This is a genomic window from Methanobrevibacter sp. (assembly GCF_017406825.1).
GTDB lineage: Archaea > Methanobacteriota > Methanobacteria > Methanobacteriales > Methanobacteriaceae > Methanocatella.
Map to the genome: position 1 here is coordinate 1 of NZ_JAFQXT010000019.1, position 19,064 is coordinate 19,064.

At 37.4% G+C, this 19,064-nt stretch carries 21 protein-coding genes and 1 pseudogene; 10 read left to right on the forward strand and 12 right to left on the reverse strand.

Features of this window, described 5'->3' with window-relative positions; genetic code table 11:
* Positions 1 to 112 precede the first annotated feature (112 nt).
* From aepY to IJF99_RS03125, 3 genes are read right to left on the reverse strand one after another with little or no spacing between them, the layout of a single operon-like run.
* The gene (gene aepY, locus IJF99_RS03115) at positions 113 to 1,234 is read right to left on the reverse strand and encodes a phosphonopyruvate decarboxylase (RefSeq protein ID WP_292791975.1); all 1,122 of its coding nucleotides are present in this window, start codon (positions 1,232 to 1,234) and stop codon (positions 113 to 115) included.
* A gap of 8 nt (positions 1,235 to 1,242) precedes the next feature.
* On the reverse strand, positions 1,243 to 2,538 hold the full coding sequence (gene aepX / locus IJF99_RS03120; protein ID WP_292791976.1) for a phosphoenolpyruvate mutase: 1,296 nt from the start codon (positions 2,536 to 2,538) through the stop codon (positions 1,243 to 1,245).
* Entirely contained in the window at positions 2,535 to 3,239 is a 705-nt protein-coding gene (locus tag IJF99_RS03125; protein ID WP_292791978.1) for a sugar phosphate nucleotidyltransferase, read from the reverse strand. Before IJF99_RS03125 ends, aepX begins: the two co-directional genes overlap by 4 nt.
* A gap of 829 nt (positions 3,240 to 4,068) precedes the next feature.
* Here IJF99_RS03125 and IJF99_RS03130 point away from each other — a divergent pair.
* Together IJF99_RS03130 and IJF99_RS03135 are read left to right on the forward strand one after the other, a co-directional pair.
* Positions 4,069 to 6,333, forward strand: coding sequence for a hypothetical protein (locus IJF99_RS03130; RefSeq protein WP_292791980.1), 2,265 nt, complete (start codon positions 4,069 to 4,071; stop codon positions 6,331 to 6,333).
* Between the two features lie 273 nt (positions 6,334 to 6,606).
* On the forward strand, positions 6,607 to 7,191 hold the full coding sequence (locus IJF99_RS03135; protein ID WP_292791983.1) for a GNAT family N-acetyltransferase: 585 nt from the start codon (positions 6,607 to 6,609) through the stop codon (positions 7,189 to 7,191).
* On the opposite strand, the gene IJF99_RS03140 is transcribed toward IJF99_RS03135, so the two are convergent.
* From IJF99_RS03140 to IJF99_RS03150, 3 genes are all read right to left on the reverse strand, one after another.
* The gene (locus IJF99_RS03140; RefSeq protein WP_292791985.1) at positions 7,183 to 7,323 is read right to left on the reverse strand and encodes a hypothetical protein; all 141 of its coding nucleotides are present in this window, start codon (positions 7,321 to 7,323) and stop codon (positions 7,183 to 7,185) included. The genes IJF99_RS03135 and IJF99_RS03140 overlap by 9 nt on opposite strands.
* 329 nt (positions 7,324 to 7,652) lie before the next feature.
* Entirely contained in the window at positions 7,653 to 8,231 is a 579-nt protein-coding gene (locus tag IJF99_RS03145) for a zeta toxin family protein (RefSeq protein WP_292791987.1), read from the reverse strand.
* Positions 8,215 to 8,412 (reverse strand): hypothetical protein, encoded by a 198-nt coding sequence (locus IJF99_RS03150; RefSeq protein ID WP_058738427.1) that lies wholly within the window; start codon positions 8,410 to 8,412, stop codon positions 8,215 to 8,217. The genes IJF99_RS03145 and IJF99_RS03150 overlap by 17 nt, the downstream gene beginning before the upstream one ends.
* A 248-nt stretch (positions 8,413 to 8,660) precedes the next feature.
* On the opposite strand from IJF99_RS03150, the gene IJF99_RS03155 reads away from it, so the two are divergent.
* From IJF99_RS03155 to IJF99_RS03165, 3 genes are read left to right on the forward strand one after another with little or no spacing between them, the layout of a single operon-like run.
* Positions 8,661 to 8,882: a hypothetical protein gene (locus tag IJF99_RS03155; RefSeq protein ID WP_292791989.1), complete on the forward strand. Its 222-nt coding sequence runs from the start codon at positions 8,661 to 8,663 to the stop codon at positions 8,880 to 8,882.
* Position 8,883: 1 nt separating this feature from the next.
* Complete coding sequence (locus tag IJF99_RS03160; RefSeq protein WP_292791991.1) at positions 8,884 to 9,153, forward strand: type II toxin-antitoxin system RelE/ParE family toxin; 270 nt, start codon at positions 8,884 to 8,886, stop codon at positions 9,151 to 9,153.
* A gap of 14 nt (positions 9,154 to 9,167) precedes the next feature.
* Positions 9,168 to 9,317 (forward strand): hypothetical protein, encoded by a 150-nt coding sequence (locus IJF99_RS03165; RefSeq protein WP_292791993.1) that lies wholly within the window; start codon positions 9,168 to 9,170, stop codon positions 9,315 to 9,317.
* Positions 9,318 to 9,541: 224 nt separating this feature from the next.
* Here the strand turns inward: IJF99_RS03165 and metK are convergent, their stop codons facing one another.
* Entirely contained in the window at positions 9,542 to 10,717 is a 1,176-nt protein-coding gene (gene metK, locus IJF99_RS03170; protein ID WP_292791995.1) for a methionine adenosyltransferase, read from the reverse strand.
* 181 nt (positions 10,718 to 10,898) lie between these two features.
* Between metK and IJF99_RS03175 the strand changes: the two genes are divergently transcribed.
* On the forward strand, positions 10,899 to 12,002 hold the full coding sequence (locus IJF99_RS03175) for a glycosyltransferase (protein ID WP_292791997.1): 1,104 nt from the start codon (positions 10,899 to 10,901) through the stop codon (positions 12,000 to 12,002).
* A gap of 83 nt (positions 12,003 to 12,085) precedes the next feature.
* Positions 12,086 to 13,183, forward strand: a complete 1,098-nt coding sequence (gene glf, locus IJF99_RS03180; protein WP_292791999.1) for a UDP-galactopyranose mutase — start codon at positions 12,086 to 12,088, stop codon at positions 13,181 to 13,183.
* A 110-nt stretch (positions 13,184 to 13,293) separates the two neighbouring features.
* On the opposite strand, the gene IJF99_RS03185 is transcribed toward glf, so the two are convergent.
* From IJF99_RS03185 to IJF99_RS03205, 5 genes are all read right to left on the reverse strand, one after another.
* Positions 13,294 to 13,659, reverse strand: coding sequence for a HEPN domain-containing protein (locus IJF99_RS03185; protein WP_292792001.1), 366 nt, complete (start codon positions 13,657 to 13,659; stop codon positions 13,294 to 13,296).
* Between the two features lie 55 nt (positions 13,660 to 13,714).
* Positions 13,715 to 14,008 (reverse strand): hypothetical protein, encoded by a 294-nt coding sequence (locus IJF99_RS03190; protein ID WP_292792003.1) that lies wholly within the window; start codon positions 14,006 to 14,008, stop codon positions 13,715 to 13,717.
* A 327-nt stretch (positions 14,009 to 14,335) separates the two neighbouring features.
* Entirely contained in the window at positions 14,336 to 14,497 is a 162-nt protein-coding gene (locus IJF99_RS03195; protein ID WP_292792005.1) for a hypothetical protein, read from the reverse strand.
* 43 nt (positions 14,498 to 14,540) lie between these two features.
* A complete protein-coding gene (gene serB, locus IJF99_RS03200) occupies positions 14,541 to 16,277 on the reverse strand; it encodes a phosphoserine phosphatase SerB (RefSeq protein ID WP_292792007.1) in 1,737 nt (578 codons plus the stop codon).
* 12 nt (positions 16,278 to 16,289) lie between these two features.
* Positions 16,290 to 16,835 (reverse strand): TATA-box-binding protein, encoded by a 546-nt coding sequence (locus tag IJF99_RS03205; RefSeq protein ID WP_292792009.1) that lies wholly within the window; start codon positions 16,833 to 16,835, stop codon positions 16,290 to 16,292.
* Positions 16,836 to 17,161: 326 nt separating this feature from the next.
* Here IJF99_RS03205 and cyaB point away from each other — a divergent pair, with 326 nt between their 5' ends.
* The 3 genes and pseudogenes from cyaB to IJF99_RS03220 form a co-directional block, all read left to right on the forward strand.
* A complete protein-coding gene (gene cyaB, locus IJF99_RS03210; protein ID WP_292792011.1) occupies positions 17,162 to 17,698 on the forward strand; it encodes a class IV adenylate cyclase in 537 nt (178 codons plus the stop codon).
* 38 nt (positions 17,699 to 17,736) lie between these two features.
* On the forward strand, positions 17,737 to 18,900 hold the full coding sequence (locus tag IJF99_RS03215; protein WP_292792013.1) for a homocitrate synthase family protein: 1,164 nt from the start codon (positions 17,737 to 17,739) through the stop codon (positions 18,898 to 18,900).
* 9 nt (positions 18,901 to 18,909) lie between these two features.
* Positions 18,910 to 19,064: pseudogene (locus IJF99_RS03220) on the forward strand (3-isopropylmalate dehydratase large subunit); the annotation flags it as partial.

Consider the following 19,064-nt stretch of genomic DNA (forward strand, 5'->3'; position numbering starts at 1 on the left):
CCTTTTGGATGCTATCAGCAAGACATCTCCATCCATATCCGACAGCCTTTCCTTCAGCTCATCTAAAGTGTAGTCGTGAAATCTTATAGGTACATTGAAAGTCCAGTCCATACTATTCCCCCTGCAGTTTTTTCATGAAGTCCCTCTTGTTTTCAGCCGGCGTTGTGGTCGGCCTTCCAAGGTCTTTTCTGGAGCTGATGTCGACATCGATATTTAAGAATGCCGGTCCGGGAGATTCCACAAACCTGGGCAAAACCTCTTTTAATTCATCGATGCTTGAAGCATTGAAAGTATTCCTGTATCCGCATGCCTTTACCAGCCCATCGATATGCATGTCGCGCATCACTGTCGGAAGTCCGCCGACACTTTCATGGGCGGAATTGTTGAACATTACGTGATAGAAGTTTTCCGGCCCTTCAGAGCCGACCAGCGCAAGGGCTCCCATATGCATCAGCATTGCCCCGTCACCGTCAAAGCAGAATATTTTCCTGTCGGGACTGCCTAAGGCAACGCCCAGGGCAATGCTTGAAGAGTGTCCCATGGAACCGACAGTCAGAAAGTCGTTTCCGTGGCCATGGCCTTGCTCTTCGCGATACTCGAAGAGTTCCCTTGAGGATTTGCCTGTGGTGGAGACTATCATGTCGCTGTCGCCCAAGAAGGCCGTGACTGTGCGGATCGCCTCCTCACGGGTCAGCGCATTGCCATTTGACTTTGCAGTCTTGTAGTCCTCAAACGCCCCTTTTGAAACGACAATGGCCACACTGTCGCCATCGCTTAGCCTGTCTAGAAAACTGTTCTCGAAAACGGATTTCAATTCCCCGAAAGTTGTGTCCCTGTCAACCACAAAATGCTCAATGTCCAGCAGTTCCAGCATGTCAAGCGTGATTTCACCCTGTTTTTTATGCTGCGGCTCATCATGAACTCCAGGCTGGCCTCTCCAGCCGATGACATAAACGACCGGGATTGAATAAACCTTCCTATGGGTCAGTGAAGTGACCGGATTTACGATGTTTCCCAATCCGGAATTCTGAAGAAAGACAACAGGATAATTGCCTGTGGACAGATTATAGCCGCTTGCAATGGCCACCGCATTGCCTTCATTGGCGGCAATAATATTTCGGCAATTCTCCTCCAAATAATCGCAGAAGGGACTCAGCTGAGAATCCGGAACTCCGCAAAAGAAATTTATACCAATATCGTCCAGATAACCTATGAATTCGCCAACGTCAATCATGATTACACCTATTCATCAGGAATTAAAGTTAAAATCTCCTTAATGGACAGACACTTATCGTCGGCTTCCTTGCATCTTTCATTTTCAAGAATCAGGTTGGCGGTATCCATCATTGCGGGATATGCGCTTCTGATTAAATGATTTGCATAAATCACAATGTTGACTCCGCGTTTTGCAAATTCATCCTCATAAACCTGATTGAATGATGTCGGAACAACCACCAGCGGAACGTCGGGTGCGAACTGTCTGAACAAATCGCAGAACTCAAATATCTCATCAGGCCGGGTTTCCCTTGAGTGGATCATGATCCCGTCAGCTCCGGCGCCGACATATGCTTTTGCCCTTTCAATCGCATCATCCATGCCCTGCTTTAAAATCAGGCTTTCAATTCTTGCTATAATCATGAATTCGTCAGTGAGCAAAGCCTTTTTGCCTGCTCTGATCTTTTCGCAGAAGTTTTCGATGCCGTCCTGGGTCTGCTCGACATCGGTTCCGAAAAGGGAGTTTTTCTTCAGTCCCATCTTGTCCTCTATGATTATTGCAGAGACTCCCATCCTTTCGATTGTCTTGATATTGAATACGAAATGCTCCAGAAGCCCTCCGGTATCCCCGTCCAGTATTATCGGTTTTGTTGAGACTTCCATTATCTCGTTTATTGTGGTTATCCTTGAAGTCATGTCAACAAGCTCGATGTCGGGCTTTCCCTTTGCTGTCGAGTCCGTCAGGCTTGAAACCCAAATCGCATCAAATGTTTTGACCTGCTCGTCACTGGTCACTTTAGCGTTTTCAACGACCAATGCGGACAGGCCGTTATGGGCCTCCATTGTTCTGACAATCGGCTTTAGAGAAATCAGTTTCTTCAGCTTTCCCCTTCTTGAATCCGGAATTGAAGAAGCATCCTTAATCATGCCGTTTATTTTGTCAATGCTTACATCTTCCGTGAACGGAATTTCTATCAGCTTTCCGCCCCACCCCTCCAGGGTGTCTATGACGTTTTGCCTGATTTTGCTTTGAACGCCCTCTTTCCAGTCGTCCCCATGGAAAACAAAATCCGGCTTGTATTTTTCCAGATTGTCCGAATAGTCCAAGGTGCTTTGCGGGACAACCTTTTTCACTCCCACAATGTTTTCAATGATGAATGACCTTTCATCATAATCCAGAACGGGCAGTCTCTTGTATGTTGCCACAGCCTCATCGGTTAAAACTCCTACAATCAATTCACCGTACTGGGCGGCCTTCTTTATCAGATTGATATGTCCGTGATGTAAAATATCCGCACTAATTGCAATGTAAACAGTTTTCATTCTAAAATCTCCTTCACTTTGGCCAAATCCTCTTTGGTATCCACTTCCATGCACAGCTTGCCTTTTATATCAATGGCTTTAATTATAATTTCGTCGGTTAAAGTATTTAAAGCGTTTTCCGCATAGACATCGGTGTTTCCGCAACCGCAAAATTCCCCGATTTTGTTTTTCCACAACGCCCAATCCTCTTCCTTTAGCTTATAAAAGGGTTGGCAGGCGACGGCATCATCTTCGAAATAGTCGACGCCGATATATTTCACCTCACCATCAGTGATTTTTGCCTTGAAATCGTCTTTTGGAATTTTTATTGCTGAATCAACGACAACACAGGATTTTTCTGAATCCATTATGGATTCGGCAACCCCCTTATCAAAAACCAGATCCCCATGAAGCAGAATTACATCGCCTTTAAAATCGGGAATCAGATCCATCGATTTGATGTAATTGGTTTTATCATAAAGGGAATTGTGGACAAATCTGAAATTGACATCCGGAAACTCTGCACAGGCATATTCCTTTAATATATCGCTTAAATACCCGGTGGTGATTATAAATTCGTCAACATCAAATTTGGAAAGGATGGAAACGGATTTTGAAAAAATTGTTTCATCAGGATTGATATTGACTAATGATTTTGGCTTATGCTTTGTTAAATCACCCAATCTAGTGCCCATTCCCGAATTTAAAATAATAACTTTCATGATTCCACTTAAAAAGTAAATTTATCACTTTTAGATTTATTTATAAACATATATAAAACTAACATATGCTGCTGGAACATTCATCCGCCTTGCCTCCGTTTGGCTTTCGAGAGCCTTTGGCGGACATGTCATCATGGAGATTCCAGGAATGAATGATCAAAATTTTCATGCAGAAAATGGCAGGTATTTTGGGTGTTATATGGGCCTGATGAAAAAATCTTCTGTTAAAGCCTTTTTCGCTGAAAAAGCCCGCATTCTTCCATTTTCATTTAACCTTGAGTTGGAGAGCATGATTTTTTCTCAAATATTCTTATTTTTTATTTTATTTAAATTGCCTTATTTTGATAAAATCAATTTAAAAATCCTTTATTAATAGATTAGGAATTTTTAAAAGGATTTCGATTTATTATCCTTTAAAGCAGTATTCAGATTAGATTTTATAATATCCTCCCTAATAAAAGAATAATATACCATATTTAATATAAAATAAGTTCATTTCGTTAGAATCAATCTAAATAAATCACATTTAACAATATTTGATATCATTAATTTTTATGGTGACAGACAGGATTCTGCACCCTTCAGGATTGATGTGAAAAATTTCAACTATTTTAATTGTTTTTAAGCTTATTTAAACGATAATACGATAGATTTTGACTTAAAATTAAATAAAAAGATTTATATATGGCGTTCGAGTTATTATGAGTAACAATTTTGAATGTTTTTGGATTTCAACAGCAAAAAAAGTCAAATTATATTCAGGATTGGGAGATTGAATTTAATGAGATAAATCATTATTTCATTATAAAAGAAAAGTGGAGGAAAAAGTATGACAAGAAAATTAAGTTTTATTCTGCTGATATCATTAGTATTCATTATTAGTATTAGTGCAATATCCGCAACAGATGAAAACAATGATACCTTATCTACTTGTGAATATGATGCTTCTGCTGATTTAAACACTGATGATTTAAGCACCACAGATAGTGAAGAATCATATCCTGATGATTCAGACAACCAAACATTAAGTTCATATGAGAATTCCGAAAGGACAGACACTCAAATAAGTGCAAACAATACAAATATTGTAAAAACAGATTATTTTAAAGTAACATTAACTGACGCGGAAGGCAATGCCCTTTCAAACCAGTCAGTGATATTCAACCTTGCCGATGCCAACCATACGCAAACAACCGATGATGACGGTGTTGCAAGCTTGAAAATTGATCTTGCACCGGATTCATATGATGTGACCGTATATTATCCTGGAGATTCAACATACGGTCAGAGTGAAGCCAACTATACCATAGTATGTTATCAGATTGCGTCCAAAATAGTAGTGCAAAGCACAAGCGTAGTTAGAGGAAACTACTTCACAGCCTATCTTTACGATGCAAGCAACAATCCCGTTGCCGGCCAGACACTGAGTTTCAAGATAAACGGCAACACCTACACCAGAACAACCAATTCAAAAGGTGCTGCAAGTTTAAAAATAAGCCAGAATGTTGGAAAATACAGCATGACAATAAGCCATGCTGGAGGAGCATATGAAAGTGCTTCAAAAACCGTTACAATCACATCATACAGGCTCGCAACTGAAATTGTTCCCGTGAGCAAAAGGATTGTTAAAGGAAATTATTTCACAGTCACTCTAAAAGACAGCACAGGAAAGGCGCTGAGCGGACAGAAAGTAATCTTCAAAATATCCTCAAAAACCTATACAAGAACAACCAATTCAAACGGACAGGCCAAAATAAAAATTAACCTCAACTCCGGAAAGTATTATACTGTGAAAACAACCTATAAAGGCACAATTCCCTATAAGGCTTCAGCAAAAACCGTGAAAATTTATGTGAAAGCCAAAAAGGTTTACGGACAGCTGCTCGTCAAGGGCAAAAGCATTACCAAAAGCGGCAAAACCTATCGCGTAACCGCATCCAACAAAAACACGGTGCTGGTTAAAAGCGGAGCTAAACTTACCCTTAAAAACTCAAAAATAATTAAAACAGGCAGCGTATCCAGTTCCAACGCGGAAAGTTCTGACTTTTACGGAACAAACGCTGCAGTGCTGGTGACCGCAAAAAGTACACTGAAGATTTCAGACACAACAATTACCACCAATGCAAAAGGGGCAAATGCAATATTCGTTTCAAATCTTGACTCATCAAGTTCAGGTGCAACCGCATATGTGAGCAATGTTGTCATAAACACCTACAAAGACAAATCCCGTGGACTGGATGCCACATACGGCGGTAAAATCATTGCGAATAATGTGAAAATATACACACGTGGAGGAAGCTGTGCCGCACTGGCAACAGACCGTGGAGAAGGAACCGTCATTGCAAACAACTGTAAATTATACACAGGAGTTGGAAAAACAAGCGGACAGGGAAGTCCATTGATATATTCAACAGGAGACATTACCGTATCCAAAAGTTCAGGTACAAGTTATGTAAGTCAAATAGCATGTATTGAAGGTAAAAACAGCATAACATTAACCGACTGTGACTTCACAGGATATGGAAAAGGAAACCGTTACGTTAACGGGAATTATGTGGATAATGCAGGAATATTCCTGTATCAGAGTATGAGCGGAGATGCGGATGTCGGTGTGGCAAAATTCACCGCCACCAATACCAAACTGGCAATTTCATCTTCAAGCAGCTACTATAAATCAGCGCCAATGTTTTATGTGACAAATACCGGTGCAAACATTAACCTTAACAGCTGTACATTAAGTTATGGAAGTGGAGTTTTACTGAAAGCTGCAGGTCAAAGCCAATGGGGTAAAACCGGCTCCAACGGTGGAGATGTGGCATTCACTGCAACAAACATGTCAATGTCAGGCAAAATCATTATTGACAAGATCAGTTCAATGAAACTTACATTATCCAAAACCAAATACAGCGGCTGCATCAACCCGTCCAGTTCCTATGGAACTACAAAACTGGTAATCAACTCAGGATCCACATGGACCCTAACCGGCAACAGCCATATTAGCAGTTTAAGCAATTACGGAACCATCAATTACGGTTCATACACTCTATATGTAAACGGTAAAGCATATACTGCAAGCAACCCTTATACAGGATAATTTTAATTTGGGATTTTAATCCCAAATCATTTTTTTTAGTTTTATCAAGTCTGTTTATATTAAATCATACATACGCCCATAAACTGATATTTCTATAACTATTTATTATTGCTATTGTCATCATACTTGACGAATTTATTAACCATTATTTCATTTGATTTTTCAATTTTTACAGTAATTTAATGGCATAATTGCTTTGAGTGTGAAATATTGCTTTTGATTTGTAATTTAAGAAGAGAAAAATTAATAATGAATGAAGAACTACTCTAATGCATGGATATTGAGTATATCAAAGAAAATTATCGATTTGAAACACTTACCGAACATCATGATTTATCTAATTTTAAGTGTGCATCAGATGATTTGAATGATTTTCTTAAGGATGATGCGTTAACTCAACAAAAAAACAAATTAAACCTAACAAAATTGGTGATGTGCGATGATGTAATTGTGGGTTATGTTTCACTGCTGACTGACACAATTCCTTTAAAGGATATTCGTGATGGAGACACTAAACAGGATATCAAAGATCAATTGGATATAACTTCCAAAAAGAGAAAGTTGCCTGCAATCAAAATTGGAAGATTTGCTGTAGATGAAAAATACAGTCGCAAAGGATTAGGTTCTGAAATATTGATGAGTGTCCTGTTCAATGTTAAAAACATTGCTGAGAATAATGTGGGACTGAGATTTGTTACAGTAGAAGGCTATGCAAGCGCATATAAATTTTACACAAATCATAACTTCATTAACCTAAAAAAAGATGACAATAAAATAAAAGAAAAATTAGATATCATAATAGAACGAAATCCCGAACAGACATTCTATTTGTATCTTGATTTAAGAGTCCTAGAATGATACCTTTCTAGCAGCATCATACCTCTTTTTAAATTCTTTATCCTTTTCTGTAAGAGGTTCAACCATTCTGTTTAAAAAATCAGATGCTTCTTTGCCACATAATGTTGGAGTGTCTCCAATAGGTTTTGCCATATTTCTCACCTCTTATATTAATACCTTTATTATATTTCTCATTATTTAAATAATTGTTGTTTGAAAGATTTTAATGCCTAACTTAATGCAATATTTCTTTTCTTTAATATTGATAAGTCATAGGGCATATGAAATAATTATGTAATATCTGACCATTTATTATTGAGTATCAACCTTTTTTTTACAATAGAATTGACAGATAGTTTCTGTACATATCTGGTTAATCAGATAAACTGATATTTATAAACCTACCTATAATGAATATCATCTTATATTCCTATGGGATATTAAAAAAATTGTAAAATAGAGACTCGCAAATAGTGGAGGAATTAATTTTCATATTTATTTATTCCAGTAAGCTTTTCAATATCTGAATAATTCCAATAGTTATTTTCCCAGTGATAATACACATCTTTTCTTTTCTTAAATATTCTAAATGGAGAGATAGTATTGTCATAAATATGGACAATATCACAAATTTCTATCAATTCTGGAATTAAATTGAGAGCCTTTTCATATCTTGATTTAATCTTATCTTCAGGAACTCCATGACCTCCCATGGATTGTCTCATTCTTACTCGTGCGATATTTATTTCATAATCATCTGTGAGAACATAAATGCATCTTAGAAAATATCCTTTTTCTTTAGCTTTTTTAAGTAACTTCAGATTTCTATCTGTAGAAAGCACGGTTTCAAATGTGAAATCTTCACCTTTTTCAAGCATTGATTCTCTAAGTTCTTCAGCTTTTTGTGCAGCTTCCAAATCACTGCATAAACTTGATTTTTTAATATCATCCGCATTGATATAAACACCAGCAGTTTTTGCCATACGGGTTATTGTGGTTTTGCCGCTGCCATTGGGACCTGCAAAAACCATAACTTCCGGAAGCCTATTTTTCTGAGACATAAACTCTCCTTCCATCAGGATACTCTAAATAAGCACGTTTATTCTCATCATCATAACCAGCAATAGGAAGTCCTTTGATTTTACATATATCTTGATCAATTTTAATAGATGCTTTAAATCTTTCCGTAAGTTCTTCATCAGAAATTCCATATGTAGAATCTAATTCATTTTCTTCAACCAAAACAAATCCTCCTTATTACTAATTTATAATATAAAATATCAAATTCATTAATAATAAATATTTTCAAACTGCGACTCGATGAAAAAACACAGATACACACATAAACTGATATTAATGTACCCAAATATTTTTTGCCATATACAAAAAAATATATCAAATTGGAGCAATATTGTTGATTATGTATACAAGGTATACCTTGTAAACTATATATACTTAAAACTACAAAATATATTATTGGTGATGTATAAATGGAAACAAAATCTATCAGAGTCAGTTTATTTAATCATGAAAGATTAGCAGACATTGGACATAAGAATGATTCTTTCAATGACATTATCTCTAAAGTATTAGATGATTATGAAGAATATCAGGAGATTAAAGACTTAATTGAAGCAGATAAAGAATTTGCAAATGGTGAAGGAGTTCACTTTTCTTCATTAGATGAACTTGATGCATATCTAGATGATTAATATGGAACTTGAATTCAAACGTTCTGCTTTAAGACAATTAAAATACTATAAAAAGAAAAATCCAATAGCATACAAAATAATCCGTGAAAAATTAGAAGAAATAATAAACAATCCCGAAGACAGCAACTATAAAAAAGTAAAAAAATATCCAAAATACAAAAGAGCAAGAAAAGGAAATTATAGAATCTGTTTTAGAGTAGATAATAATTGCATTTATATTGTGGACGTATTGAAGACCGCTCAAAAGTATACCAATAGTTTTTCCAAATAAATAACGGCAATGAAATGTATGGGGAAGACAGACTTTTAAACTTCTTCAATGAATTTGAAAATGATAGGGACCCAATCCGACCTTTATTAAATGATATCAACGGTTTTACTCAGGATGCAGAACAGTTTGATGACATGACATTATTATACTTAATGATAAAATGATTAAATTAGCTTATTGTCCGAAGAAAACATCACCCTGCCACTGTTTAAAACTGAAAAATATGGAAAGTTATTTATAAGACTATCGGTTCAAAAAAATAGCGCATATTATTTTTGAATTAATTGAAAGGCCGAATATTTTGCATGCAAATAAGAAAAATGCAATAGAATAATTCAACCATAACTAAAAAAAAAAGAAGTTTAGAAACTTACTTTAAAGTAAGCATCTAGTTTTTAAGGTATTTTTTCAAGTCGTCAGCCTTATCGGTTTTCTCCCATGGAAGGCCTTCGATACCGAAATGACCGTATTTTGCGGTTTGTTTGTATGTGACGTCCCTTAATCCAAGGGTTTCAATGATTCCATCAGGAGTCAACTTGAAGTTTTCACGCACGATATCCTCAAAGCTGACATCATCTACTTTATTGTCTGTTCCATAAGCATCAACCATGATGGAAGTCGGTTCGGCAACTCCGATTGCATATGATACCTGGATTTCACATTTTTCTGCAAGCCCGCTTGCTACGATATTCTTGGCAATGTATCTTGCCATGTAGCATGCGCTTCTGTCCACCTTGGTGCAGTCTTTTCCTGAAAATGCTCCTCCACCGTGGCGGGCATATCCTCCATAGGTATCTACAATAATCTTACGTCCGGTCAGTCCTGCATCTCCGTGAGGCCCTCCGATTTCGAATTTGCCTGTCGGATTGATGTGTATTTTGGTATCTTCAGTTATCAGTCCTTCAGGGATGACTGCCTTGAAGAGCTTTTCCTTGATGTCTTCATGCAACTGTTCCTGATTGTCGGACATTGTCTCGTCGTGTTGTGTGGACAGCACCACAGCATCAAGTGACAATACATTGCCTTCCTTGTCATAGTTGACTGACACCTGTGCCTTGCCGTCAGGTCTTAAGTATGGAAGTTCTCCGCTTTCACGAAGTTCTGTTAATTTGTTGGTTAGTTTGCGTGCTAGATCGATTGGATATGGCATCAATGATTCGGTTTCGTTTGTTGCAAACCCGAACATCATTCCCTGATCTCCTGCACCGGTTTCCTCATCCCCTCTGTCAACGCCCTGGTTGATGTCCTGGGATTGTGCATGGAGTTTATTTTTAACATCACATGAATGACCGTCGAATTCCAGTTCAGGTTTGTCATAACCGATTTCAATGATAGTGTCCCTAATAATCTTTTCAATATCCTCTTTGGATAAATCGGTATTTGAGGTTATCTCTCCAAATACCATACAAAAGTCTGTTGTTACACAGGTTTCACATGCGACATGTGAATTCTTATCGTCTGCCATGTATGCATCGAGTATTGCATCAGATATGATGTCTGCAACCTTATCCGGGTGGCCTTGAGTTACTGATTCTGATGTAAATGTCCTATATATATCACTCATTCTATCACCAATTGGTTATCTGTTAATCGTTAAGTTCACTAAATCACAATATGTGAGCAAGCATTATAATTTATATACTAATTTAATATTTATATTATATCATATTTATAAATAGTGATGAAAATCATTATAAAGAATATAAAAAATATATTATAATCAATTAATCTTACTTGATGATAAAATGGATGACAAAATTAGCATTATCTTACCGATTTTCAATGTTGGGGAACACCTGCGCGGAGGAATCGACTCACTGATAAACCAGACAATAGGCAGCGAAAACCTTGAAATCATAATGGTCAACGACTGCTCAACCGACGGATCAGATAAAATAATCGACGAATATGCGGACAAATACGACTGCTGCGTTGCAATCCATCATGAAAAGAACAGCGGCGCCGCATACACTCCAAGAAACACAGGCCTTGCGGCATCGACCGGCGACTACATAATGTTTCTGGACCCTGACGACAGATTCACGCCCGATGCAGTCAAGACATTATACGATGCGGTGACAGCAAACAAGGCCCAAATGGCATTCGCAAGATTCAGAAGAATATTCGAGTACGGAGGCAAGGTACAGAAATCCTACTCCCCATACATGGATTCGATTGAAAAGCACTACCCGGACGAAAGCTTTGAAACCGAAAACTTCATCAACGTTCCCGATTTCGTTTGGGATAATTTCGTTGAAAGGTTTCTTTATGGAAAAACCCTGGAAGTAACCTATCCGAGAGACAAGCCATTGAATATCATCAGAGTGGATAATATCGAGCAGGAACCGGACATGCTGAAAATGCACCCGTCAGTTTGGAGCAAAATCTACAGAAGGGATTTGATAGAGGACCATGACATCCGTTTCAAGCCGTTCGTTTCAGGAGATGATCTTGCATTTGCCCTTGAAGCATTCCTCAACGCTGAAGGCATCGTGTTTTTAAATAATTTCATGTGCTACGACTACTATATCCGTGACCTGCCGGACGACAAGTCCATTACCAAAACCGTCAATGTGAGATTGCTTGACGAGCTGATGGAGTCCTACATCTACTGCAGAAAGTGCACAAACGGCTTTTCCAAGGAAGTCCAGAACATAAGCATCAACCCGCACCTCCTGCACTGGACATACACCTGGAAAAACTCACCGTTCACGGTTGAAGAAAACAGATTGCTTTTAAGCAAGGTAAGAAAGCTTAAAAAGATTCATAACAGGGATGTCAAGACAAGAATGCTTATAAATTCCATCATCGGCGCTTTAGAGGCTAAAATACATATTGGAAAAGAATGAATTGATGAAAAATCTAAATTTTAATTTTTCAAGACAATCTTTATAATATTCAAAACAAAAATAATATCAAGGAGAATTTCTTTATGAAATATGATTATTTGATTGTAGGGTCCGGCCTCTTCGGTTCCATTATCGCATATGAAATGAGAAAAAGAGGAAAAAACTGTCTTGTAATTGAAAAACGCCCACATATCGGAGGAAACGTATACACAGAAAACACAGAAAACATCAACGTCCACAAATATGGAGCCCACATATTCCACACCGACAACAAGGAAATCTGGGAATACATCAACCGGTTTGCAGACTTCAACAGATACACAAACTCGCCTGTCGCAAACTACAAGGGCGAACTCTACAACCTGCCGTTCAACATGAACACATTCTATCAGATGTGGGGAGTGAGAACCCCTGAAGAGGCAAAATCAAAGATAGAAGAGCAGAAAAAGGAATTCCACATTGAAGATCCAAAAAACCTGGAAGAGCAGGCCGTTTCCCTTATCGGAAGGGACATCTATGAGAAATTAGTGAAGGGATACACCGAAAAGCAGTGGGGAAGGCAGTGCAAGGACCTTCCTGCATTCATCATCAAAAGGCTTCCTGTAAGATATACCTTTGACAACAACTACTTCAACGACCTGTACCAGGGAATTCCGATTGGAGGATATACGAAAATCATCGAAAAGATGCTCGACAATGTTGAAGTGAAACTGAACACGGACTTTTTCCAAGACAGGGAGAAATGGCTAAACATTGCCGATAAAATCATATTCACAGGAATGATAGACCAATACTTCGATTACTGCTATGGGGAGCTTGAATACCGCGGCCTTGACTTCGAGTTTGAAACATTGGATATGGAAAACTATCAGGGAAATGCGGTCATCAACTATACCGACAGCGAAACGCCGTTCACACGCATCATCGAACACAAACACTTCGAAGGGTCACAATCTCCAAAAACGGTGATTACCCGCGAATATCCGAAAGCCTGGATGAAAGGCGAAGAGGCCTATTATCCGATGAACGATGAAAGAAACTCCGAACTGTTTAAAAAATATCAGGAATTGGCCGAAAAAGAAGACAATGTCATTTTCGGAGGAAGGCTTGGAATGTATCAATACTTTGACATGTGGCAAGTGATTGATGAAGCCTTAAAGCTTGTCAAAAAACTGGAATAGATAGACTCGCTCTAAAAGCACTAACGAAAAGGAGTTTTAAACGCGTTTAAATATGGTTTGGGAAATTTTGATTTTAGGATATGAAATCATTTGGATTTAAAAAAAATACTTCAATCAAATTTTAGATGGTTGAAGATTTTTTCCATGTGGTGAACCGCATTGGTGACCTCTTCAGACGTGATGTCGATGAACGGATCGTAATCGGCCTTTTTTCTTAATTTAAATAATTTTTGAAGTTCTGTTTTCATTTGTTCTTCTCCAAAAATATCTAATGCTTCTCTGATTTGTTTATGCTCTCCAATTCTTTCTTCATCTCCCTTGAAATCCCAAGGATGTTTGACCTTAAATTTTTTCACATCTTCAAGCCACAATTCACAGAACAAATATGCACTATAATAGGCCCTGTTAATTATAGTTGCATTAACACACCATTCATCACAATTTTCTGGAATTAACTGACTTTTCAGCATCAACATGTGTAACGTTAAAAGATATAGCTGAAATTGGGGAATTTTGTAATATCCATGATAATCACTCTTTGTAGGATATAACTGCATTTCGTGAAAATTTATCGATGCCATTTATTTTTGAAAATTCTTTCATGTGAATATAGAGTTCCTTAAGGGTTTTGTCTAGAATATCTTCTCCAGTCCCATTTAATTTTTCAAAACAGAATATATAATCCTGAGTATCAATATCTGGCATTTCTTCCAGTGTCATTTCACCTAAAAAATTGTAATTTCCAGCAAAATCTTTAAGTTCGTTAGAGTATAATTCTTTTGCGGGCTCCATTTCTTTTTTGAATCTGTCGAGTCTTGTAACCATATTTTTCACTTCTTTAAAAATTTTTTTGGAGATATGTTCTCTCCAGCATTACTATATATATTTTGATTGAATTTAAATTTAACTAATTTTTAATCTTTAAATTACAAAATAAAATCAATTTTTCACAAATAATGTAATTTTACAAACTAAAAACAATTTTTTAAACCTTTTCAAATGAGGAACGATGACAAAATTAAAACCCATTTCAAATTAAATGGAGTCATCTTCGACATGTGGCAAGTGATTGATGAAGCCTTAAAGCTTGTCGAAAAACTGGAAAAGGAATTTTGATTTGTTAAAATTAAAAAAAATAGAAATGAATTAAAATCATTCTTTTTTAGGAGTCAAGTCTTCTCCATAAAAGCGATAGAAATCAGCACAGAAATCGCAAATCGGAAATTTGCCGTTACGATAGTAAGCCAAATCAGCCTTGTTCATGTCAAATTTCTGACCGCAGATAAAGCAGGTTTCAATTTTTTCTTCTGACATGTTAAAACCTTAAAAAAAAGAAAATAGTAAGGTTAAATTATATTTAACCTATATTATATTTTTGCAAGAGTAAAATCTCTTCGGTAGAGACTTTTCCACCTTGTTTGAATTTTTCGAAGATTTCTTGAGCTCTTTGTTTTTCTTCACGGTTTTTGTTTCCGCCGGAAGATGATCCTTTCTTATCAGATTTTCTGCGTTTAGGTTTGTTGGAACCTAACTTTTTGTTGATAATGTGGATATCGCTTAAGATAGCTTTAAACTCTTCATGTTTTTCAGATGCATTTTTACGTGCTTCGACGAATTTTTTGTGTGCTTCGTCAGCTGCAGTTCTAATGTCATCGGTTTTTCTGAAGTATTTGAGCATTTCTTCGTGAGCTGCTTGAGCTTTTTCTGAAAGTTCAATGACTTTTTCATGTTCCTCTTCAGATTTTTTCCTGTACTCGTCAGCTTCGGCCTTAACGGATTCATCTTCATGAATTTCCATTAATTGTTTTCTTAAGTCGTTAGCATTTTTAACGAGCTGATTTTCTTTTTTAATATCAAGAACGCGAGTTTCAATGATTTTATCAATCTTTTTGATTTCATTTTCTATTTTGACTTTGTCGCGTTTGCCTGAATTCCATTCAAGACTTTTGATTTTATTATTTGCTTCATTACGAGCTTTTTTAGCAGCTTCAACTTCTTTGTTGATTTCATTACGCTCGTTTCTGAATTCAATAGCCTTGTTTAAGTTTTCTTTTAAAGATGAGTTTAGTTCATCTCTAATTTTACGTTGTTCTCTGGCTGTTTTATTGAATTCTTCTCTTTCTTCAGCAACTTTAGCGATTTCAGCTTCTTTTTCATCTTTTTGTTTTCTTACACCTTCCATGGTGTCGGCAAGAACAAATTCAGGTTTTTCTTCAGCAGGTTCTTCTTCAGCTTCAGCATCAGCTTCTTCTTCAGATTCCTCTTCAACTTCAGCTTCAGCTTCTTCTTCTGCCTCAGCTTCAACCTCTTCATCAGCTTCTTCTTCGGATTCCTCTTCAGCTTCAGTTTCTTCCTCAGCTTCGGCTTCTACTTCTTGAACTTCATCTTCGGTTTCAGCATCGCTTTCAGCTTCTTGAGCTACTACTTCTTCAACTACAGTTTCTTCTTCAGCATCATCAGTGGTTAATTGATTAAGGATTTCACATAAGACTTTGCACAAGTCTTTTTCTTCTACTACTATATCAGCAATTTCTTTTACGGAATCTTTTGCATTGAATGCGATTCCGCATCCAGCTGATTGGATCATGGAAATGTCGTTAGCGCCATCTCCAACAGCAACTACTTCATCCAAAGTAATTCCTGCTTCTTCGACGTGGTCTTTTAAGACATCCAATTTGGATCCGGATACTAAAGGACCAGTCACTTCGCCAGTTAGTTTACCATCTTCGACTGTGAAACTATTGGTATAAACTGTGTCAACTCCGAGTTTATCTTTTACTTTCTCAGCCACTACATCAAAACTACCACTAATGATAGCTACATCTACGCCTTTGTCTTTAAGGCAATTGACGGTTTTGCAAGCTCCAGGCATTAATGGAAGATCGTCAGCAACTTTTTCGATTTCTTCGATTGAAGTTCCTTCGAGGAGTTGTACTCTGTCTTTAATAGAAGTTTCAAAGTCGATTTCGCCTTGCATAGCTTTTTCAGTGATTGCAGCTATGTCTTCTTCAACATTTGCTAATTTACCTATCTCATCTATTGCTTCACCATCAATAATAACGTTATCTAAATCAAATACTACAAGTTTTATCAATAATACCACCAATTATATTAAATCTAGCTCACTTAATCTGTCGTAAGCTCTTTCGACGCCTAATTTAGCGTCGTCTTTGGTTTTTGCACCAGTACATACAACCTTACCGGAACCAAATAATAATAGAACCACTTTAGGGTCGGATAATCTGTATACCAAACCTGGGAATTGTTCAGGTTCGTATTCTGTATCTTCCAATTCTAAAGCAACGGCTTCTAAGTTTAATGTGGATTCTAAATTCGCGGAAGCCACAATGTTTTGAATTTTAATGTCGAATTCGTGAGGAATTTCTGTATCTATAGTCCTCATCAAATCTACAGTCTTTTTGATTGCCAATTTGGAATCATCTATAGATTTTGCTCCAGTACAAACAAGCTTACCAGAGCTAAATATTAATGCTGCTGTTTTGGGATCTTTGAGTTTAAATACTAATCCCGGAAACTGTTCACGATTAAAATTAACCCCTTCTAAAGCTTCGGACACTTCGGTTAAGACGATGTCCTTTCCAATGCTTGCAGAAGCAACAATGTTTTCAATTTTAATATCAACATCGGTCAATTTAAAACCTCCAATTCATTTTTAAAAGTAGTACAGTAAAATTTAAGAAAACAAAAAATTAGTTAAATTTTTACTAATAAAGTATTTAGTTTAAATAGTATATAAATGTATGTTTATTTAAAATATTTTTTACAATTTTTCTGAAAAACTGAAAATTTAAAAATATCCAAATAAAGAACTATTTATAAATAAAAAGCAAAATCATGTATTGAAAATAGTTGTTTATAAATGTTACTAATTTTCAGTATAACATATTTAAAACAATCATATTTTAATAGAAAAAACAACCAAACTATAACTATAAAGCAATTATTCATGATGATACTATGATAGAAGTTGAAGTGAAAGCGAAAATCGGCAGCTTTGAAGAAATGGAAAAAAGGCTGGAAGGCCTCGGAGCCATCAAAAGCAAAACAGAATTTCAGGAAGATATCTACCTTGCAAGTCCGATTGTGGACTTTGCCAAAACCGACGAAGCCTTAAGAATACGCACAACCGACAATGACACATTCATAACCTACAAAGGCCCTAAACTCAACGACAAGGCAAAGACCAGAAAGGAAATCGAGATGAAAATTGAAGACACCGCAAAAGCAAAGGGAATATTCGCCGAAATTGGCTTTAAAGAAGTTAGAACCGTCAGGAAAAACCGCCAGTACTACACCTATGAAAATTTCGAAATATCGCTTGATGACGTTGAAGGACTCGACCCATATATGGAAATCGAAATCGCAATGGACGACAATGAGGACTACACAGAGGCCCAGAATATGATTTTCAAGCTGTTTGAAAAATTGGACATCGCAGAGGGCTTTGAGACAACATCATATATGGAACTTTTGGAAAACTTAAATAGTGAATAACTACTAATATAATATATTAAATTTCAGATGTGATATTATTGCAATATTTTATAAGTCATTATAACAAGGAATATGAATTGACATTTCCTGAGGACATTACAATCTACGACACCACCCTAAGGGATGGTGAACAGACCCCGGGAGTATGTTTCAGTCTTGAAGACAAACTGGAAATCGCAAGAAAACTGGATCAGTTTAAAATACATCAGATTGAAGCCGGTTTTCCTATAGTGTCTGAAAAGGAAAAGGAATCCGTAAAGACAATAGCTAACGAAGGCCTGGACGCAACCATTTTAGGCCTGACAAGGACAAAGCCTGAAGACATAGACGCCGCACTTGACTGTGATGTGGACGGAATCATCACATTCGTCGGAACTTCAGACATCCACCTGGACCACAAGATGCACATCACCAGGCAGGATGCGATCAACTTATGCGAAACCGCAGTCGACTATGCCAAGGACCACGGACTCTTCGTCGCATTTTCAGCAGAGGACGCCACAAGAACAGATATCGAATTTTTAAAACGCATATATTCAAAGGCTGAAGAGTGCGGAGCCGACAGGGTGCACATAGCCGACACCACAGGCGCAATCACCCCTCAAGGAATCGACTATCTTGTAAAGGAACTTGTCAAGGACCTGAAGCTCGACATTGCAGTACACCTCCACAATGACTTCGGATTGGCCGTGATTAACTCAATCGTTGGAGTATTGGCCGGTGCAAAAGCCGTTTCAACAACCGTCAACGGAATCGGTGAAAGGGCAGGTAACGCATCACTTGAAGAGCTGATAATGGCAATGAAAATCCTGTATGGAAAGGACTACGGCTTTAAAACAAAATACATCAAGGAACTCTCAGATATCGTGTCAAAGGCCAGCGGCCTTCCGATTCCATACAACAAGCCTGTCGTTGGAAACAACGTTTTCAGACACGAATCCGGAATCCACGTCGATGCGGTCATCGAAGAACCTTTATGTTACGAACCTTACCTTCCGGAGCTTGTCGGACAGAAACGCCAGCTGGTGCTCGGCAAACATTCAGGATGCAGAGCCGTCAGGGCAAAACTGAACGAATGCGAACTCGACGTTACGGATGAGGAACTGATTGAAATCGTAAGGCAGGTCAAAAAGCAAAGGGAAGAAGGCAAATACATAAACGACAAGGTATTTAAGGAAATCGTTAAAAACACCAAAAAATAGGTTATGCTTATGAATATCACTGAAAAAATCCTCTCTGCAAAGGCAGGCCACGAAGTAACCCCCGGAGAAATCATAGAAATCCCTGTTGACCTTGCAATGTCACATGACGGGACTTCCCCTCCTGCAATCAAAACATTTGAAAAGATTACCGACAAGGTATGGGA

Excerpts from the sequence above, each read along its gene's own strand:
- aepX (WP_292791976.1), bottom strand. The coding sequence starts at position 2,538 with ATGAAAACTGTTTACATTGCAATTAGTGCGGATATTTTACATCACGGA.
- IJF99_RS03190 (WP_292792003.1), bottom strand. The coding sequence starts at position 14,008 with ATGGTTACAAGACTCGACAGATTCAAAAAAGAAATGGAGCCCGCAAAA.
- IJF99_RS03130 (WP_292791980.1), top strand. The coding sequence starts at position 4,069 with ATGACAAGAAAATTAAGTTTTATTCTGCTGATATCATTAGTATTCATT.
- aepY (WP_292791975.1), bottom strand. The coding sequence starts at position 1,234 with ATGATTGACGTTGGCGAATTCATAGGTTATCTGGACGATATTGGTATA.
- IJF99_RS03125 (WP_292791978.1), bottom strand. The coding sequence starts at position 3,239 with ATGAAAGTTATTATTTTAAATTCGGGAATGGGCACTAGATTGGGTGAT.
- IJF99_RS03195 (WP_292792005.1), bottom strand. The coding sequence starts at position 14,497 with ATGTCAGAAGAAAAAATTGAAACCTGCTTTATCTGCGGTCAGAAATTT.
- IJF99_RS03145 (WP_292791987.1), bottom strand. The coding sequence starts at position 8,231 with ATGTCTCAGAAAAATAGGCTTCCGGAAGTTATGGTTTTTGCAGGTCCC.
- glf (WP_292791999.1), top strand. The coding sequence starts at position 12,086 with ATGAAATATGATTATTTGATTGTAGGGTCCGGCCTCTTCGGTTCCATT.
- IJF99_RS03160 (WP_292791991.1), top strand. The coding sequence starts at position 8,884 with ATGGAACTTGAATTCAAACGTTCTGCTTTAAGACAATTAAAATACTAT.
- IJF99_RS03185 (WP_292792001.1), bottom strand. The coding sequence starts at position 13,659 with ATGTTGATGCTGAAAAGTCAGTTAATTCCAGAAAATTGTGATGAATGG.
- IJF99_RS03175 (WP_292791997.1), top strand. The coding sequence starts at position 10,899 with ATGGATGACAAAATTAGCATTATCTTACCGATTTTCAATGTTGGGGAA.
- IJF99_RS03140 (WP_292791985.1), bottom strand. The coding sequence starts at position 7,323 with ATGGCAAAACCTATTGGAGACACTCCAACATTATGTGGCAAAGAAGCA.
- IJF99_RS03135 (WP_292791983.1), top strand. The coding sequence starts at position 6,607 with ATGGATATTGAGTATATCAAAGAAAATTATCGATTTGAAACACTTACC.
- IJF99_RS03155 (WP_292791989.1), top strand. The coding sequence starts at position 8,661 with ATGGAAACAAAATCTATCAGAGTCAGTTTATTTAATCATGAAAGATTA.
- cyaB (WP_292792011.1), top strand. The coding sequence starts at position 17,162 with ATGATAGAAGTTGAAGTGAAAGCGAAAATCGGCAGCTTTGAAGAAATG.
- IJF99_RS03165 (WP_292791993.1), top strand. The coding sequence starts at position 9,168 with ATGTATGGGGAAGACAGACTTTTAAACTTCTTCAATGAATTTGAAAAT.
- metK (WP_292791995.1), bottom strand. The coding sequence starts at position 10,717 with ATGAGTGATATATATAGGACATTTACATCAGAATCAGTAACTCAAGGC.